At 65.1% G+C, this 3,944-nt stretch carries 4 protein-coding genes; 3 read left to right on the top strand and 1 reads right to left on the bottom strand.

The features are described 5' to 3' along the window. Positions 1-47: 47 nt before the first annotated feature. Positions 48-170, bottom strand: coding sequence for a hypothetical protein (locus V5A53_RS13535; RefSeq protein ID WP_332314146.1), 123 nt, complete (start codon positions 168-170; stop codon positions 48-50). A gap of 95 nt (positions 171-265) precedes the next feature. Here V5A53_RS13535 and truA point away from each other — a divergent pair, with 95 nt between their 5' ends. The 3 genes from truA to V5A53_RS13520 all read left to right on the top strand — a co-directional run. Next, the gene (truA, locus tag V5A53_RS13530) at positions 266-1,072 is read left to right on the top strand and encodes a tRNA pseudouridine(38-40) synthase TruA (RefSeq protein WP_332314145.1); all 807 of its coding nucleotides are present in this window, start codon (positions 266-268) and stop codon (positions 1,070-1,072) included. A 37-nt stretch (positions 1,073-1,109) separates the two neighbouring features. Then, positions 1,110-2,900 carry an oligoendopeptidase F gene (gene pepF, locus V5A53_RS13525; RefSeq protein ID WP_332314144.1) on the top strand — a complete coding sequence of 597 codons (1,791 nt, stop codon included), beginning with the start codon at positions 1,110-1,112 and terminating at the stop codon, positions 2,898-2,900. Positions 2,901-3,019: 119 nt separating this feature from the next. Further along, positions 3,020-3,944 (top strand): AAA family ATPase (locus V5A53_RS13520; protein ID WP_332314143.1); only part of this gene is annotated, 925 nt, incomplete at its 3' end.

Here is a 3,944-nt window from a genome sequence, read left to right as displayed (position 1 = left end):
TGACCGCTAACCAGTCCGTCCGTGCTCGCCATCGAAAACGAACTCGCTCAGCCGGGGCCCACAACTCGGCGACGCTGGGGTTCAGCCTGCGGCTCCTCGTCTTCCTCGTCGTATCGGCTGAGGTAGCCGTCCATGACGCTGTAGCCGTCCTCGATGTGTCTCGGAACCATCGATAGAACTAGCGTGTACTGACGGTTAATGCTTGTGCCAACTGTTCACACGATCTATCGTCACCCCCAAGCCGCTGGCCATCCCGTATCGAGGTATGCGAGCGTTTCGGGTGGCCTACGACGGGACCGGCTATCGCGGCTTCCAGCGCCAGCCCCACGGCGAGACGGTCGAGGACACGCTGTTCGAGGCGCTCGCGGCGCTCGGTGTTCCGTTCGTGGACGGCGCCCCGGCGGGCTATTCGGCGGCCGGTCGCACCGATGCCGGCGTCTCCGCCCGCGCACAGACGGTGGCCATCGAGGCGCCCGAGTGGCTGACCCCCAGAGCGTTCAACGGTGAGCTCCCGGGAGACGTGCGGGCGTGGGCCCACGCCGACGTGGACGAGGGGTTCCACGCGACACACGACGCCGTCGAGCGTACCTATCGATACTTCCTGTATGCTCCCGACCTCGACGACGAACGCGCCGAGCGCGCTGCTGGGCGGCTCTCCGGCACCTACGACTTCCACAACTTCACGCCCGACTCGACGGGCACCGAACGCGACCTGACGGTTCGGCTCCGCCGAGACGGACCGTTCCTGCTGGTCGACTGTGTGGCCGGTGGATTCGCTCGTCAACTGGTCCGAAGAGTCGTCTCGGCGGTCGAAGCGGTGGGTGTCGGCGAGCGTGAGGTGGCCTTTCTCGACCGGGCGCTCGGCGACGAACCGCTCGACGGGCCCGACGGTATCGCCCCCGCAGCCCCGGAACCGCTCGTGTTGCTGGACGTGGCCTATCCCGGTGTCCGGTTCGAGATCGATGACGAGGCCGCCGAGAGCGCCCGCGAGGTGTTCGCCGAACGCCGCCGGCGACGGCTGGCGACCGCTCGCGTGGCCGGGGCGCTCGCGCCTGACCGAATCGACCCGTGACGACGGGTTTAGGACGCTACCGTCCAAACGAGGCGGTATGAGTTCGGTTCCCGAGCGAAGCGAAATCGCCGACGAGTACATGTGGGACCTCACGGACCTCTTTGCCGACGACGAGGAGTGGGAGGAGGCCTACGAGGACGTCGAGGAACGCCTCGCGGACCTCGAAGCCTACGAGGGGCGGGTCACCGAGGACGCCGAGACCCTCGAAGAGGTCCTCGAACTGCGTGAATCCATCATGCGAGAGGTCTCGAACGTCGCCGCCTACGCCCGGATGCGGAAGGACGAGGACACGACGAATCAGACGTATCAGGCCCTCGCGGCTCGCTCGCAATCGCTGGCCGCGGACGCTTCCAGTGTCGCGAGCTTCATCGAACCGGAACTGCAGGAACTCGACCGCGAGGCCATCGACGCGTTCGTCGACGAGAACCCCGAACTGGAGACCTACGAGCATTACTTCGATGACGTGCTGCGGATGAAGCCCCACACTCGGTCGGCCGAGATTGAGGCGTTGTTGGCCGACCTCAGCGAGGTGACCGGCGCGGCGGGCGACGTCTACAACATGCTGACCAACGCGGACATGGAGTTCCCCGCCGTGGATGACCCCGAGGGCGAACCCCAGCGCGTCACGCTGTCGAACTTCGCGAAACTCCAGAAGCACCCCGACCGCGAGTTCCGCCAGCGCGTCTACGAGGCCTTCTACGACGAGTGGAGCGAGTTCCGCAACTCCGTCGGGACGGCCTACAAGAACAGCGTCAAAGCCGACTCCAAGCTCGCGGCGGCCCGCAACTACGAGACGGCACGAGAGGCCGCCCTCGACGGTCCGAACGTCCCGATCGAGGTTTACGATACGCTGGTCGACACCGTCGAGGACAACCTCGACGTCCTGCACCGACACGCCGAACTGAAGCGCGACTGTCTCGGCGTCGACGACCTGAAGATGTGGGACCTCTACGCGCCGCTGGCCGGCGGCGAGAGCCCCGAGGTCGACTACGAGCAGGCCAGAGAGTACGTCATCGAGGCGGTCGCCCCGCTCGGGGAGGCGTATCAGGAGCGGATGGCCGAGGGGCTCCAATCCCGCTGGGTCGACGTCTACGAGACGGCCAACAAGCAGTCGGGCGCCTACAGCGGCGGCACCTACGACAGCCAGCCGTACATCCTGATGAACTATCAGGACGACATCACCTCGATGTACACGCTGGCCCACGAACTCGGCCACTCGATGCACTCGGAGTTGACGAGCGAGGAACAGCCGTACGTCTACTCGGGCTACGAGATCTTCGTCGCCGAGGTCGCCTCGACGGTCAACGAGGCGCTTTTGACCCAGCACCTGCTGGAGACGGTCGACGACGAGGCGTTCCGTCGGCACGTCCTCGACGAGTACCTCGAACGGTTCCGGTCGACGCTGTTCCGCCAGACGATGTTCGCGTCCTTCGAGCATCGCGCCCACGAACTCTCCGAGGACGGCGAGGCGCTGACACCGGACCGCCTCGATGGCATCTATCACGACCTCAAGAGCCAGTATTACGACCCGGCTGACGTCGACGACCGCATCGCCCGCGAGTGGATGCGCATCCCGCACTTCTATCGGGCCTACTACGTCTACCAGTACGCGACGGGCATCAGCGCGGCCAACGCTATCGTCGAACGCATCGACGAAGACGGCGAGGAGGCCGCCGCCGACTATCGCGAGTTCCTCCGCTCTGGCTCCCGCGGCTACCCGCTGGAACTCCTGAAGACTGCGGGCATCGACATGTCCACGCCGGACCCCGTGGAGTCGGCTATCGACGCCTACGACGAGATGGTCGGCGAGTACGAGTCCCTCCAGTAGGTTCGTATCGGCCGACCGGTCGACCGGCCGACCGGCCGGTTTTGTGGTGTGATATTTCATACCGCAACCGTTTCCCCCACCCAAAGCCACTTTTAATCTCCAACCCCTACGGACCATCAATGTCGCATAGCCCCTCTCTTCCCGACCGGCCGACCCTCGACCTCGACCCCGATATGTCGGAGGAAGAGCGGCTCGCCGCCCTTCGGGAACACTTCATCGACGTCTCTCAGGTCCACGACGAACTCGCGGACCAGCTCGAAGACGCCCGCTCGCGTCAGTCGGACCTCCGAGAGGAGGTCAGCGATCTGCAGGAGGAAAACGAGGCGCTGAAAACCTCGTCGCTGTACATCGCGACGGTCGAAGAGCTCACCGACGATCAGGTCCTGCTCAAACAGCACGGCAACAATCAGGAGGTCCTGACCGACGTCTCCCCGCGGCTCTACCAGAAGCTCCAGGCGGGCGACCGCGTTGCTATCAACGACTCCTTTGCCATCCAGACGGTCCTCGACCAGGAGACCGACGCCCGTGCGCAGGCGATGGAGATCTCCGAGAAGCCTGAGGTCCGCTACGAGGACATCGGCGGCCTCGAAGAACAGATCCAAGAGGTCCGGGAAGCCGTCGAGGACCCCCTCACGAACCCCGAGAAGTTCCAGCAGGTCGGCATCGAACCGCCGAGCGGCGTTCTCCTCTATGGCCCGCCGGGGACCGGCAAGACGATGATGGCCAAGGCCGTCGCCAACCAGACCGACGCCACCTTCATCAAGATGGCCGGCTCCGAACTCGTCCAGAAGTTCATCGGCGAGGGCGCACGGCTCGTCCGGGACCTGTTCGAACTCGCCGCCGAGCGCGAACCCGCCATCATCTTCATCGACGAGATCGACGCCATCGCCTCGAAGCGCACCGAGTCCAAGACCTCCGGTGATGCCGAGGTCCAGCGGACGATGATGCAACTACTCAGCGAGATGGACGGCTTCGACCAGCGTGGTGACATCTCGATCATCGCCGCGACCAACCGCTTCGACATGCTCGACCGCGCCATCCTCC

The organism is Natronomonas sp. (genome assembly GCF_036625485.1).
In the GTDB taxonomy this organism is placed as follows: domain Archaea; phylum Halobacteriota; class Halobacteria; order Halobacteriales; family Haloarculaceae; genus Natronomonas.
Note: the sequence above shows the minus strand (reverse complement) of the source record. Positions and strands in the feature narration are given on the sequence as shown.

Excerpts from the sequence above, each read along its gene's own strand:
- V5A53_RS13535 (WP_332314146.1), bottom strand. The coding sequence starts at position 170 with ATGGTTCCGAGACACATCGAGGACGGCTACAGCGTCATGGACGGCTAC.
- truA (WP_332314145.1), top strand. The coding sequence starts at position 266 with ATGCGAGCGTTTCGGGTGGCCTACGACGGGACCGGCTATCGCGGCTTC.
- pepF (WP_332314144.1), top strand. The coding sequence starts at position 1,110 with ATGAGTTCGGTTCCCGAGCGAAGCGAAATCGCCGACGAGTACATGTGG.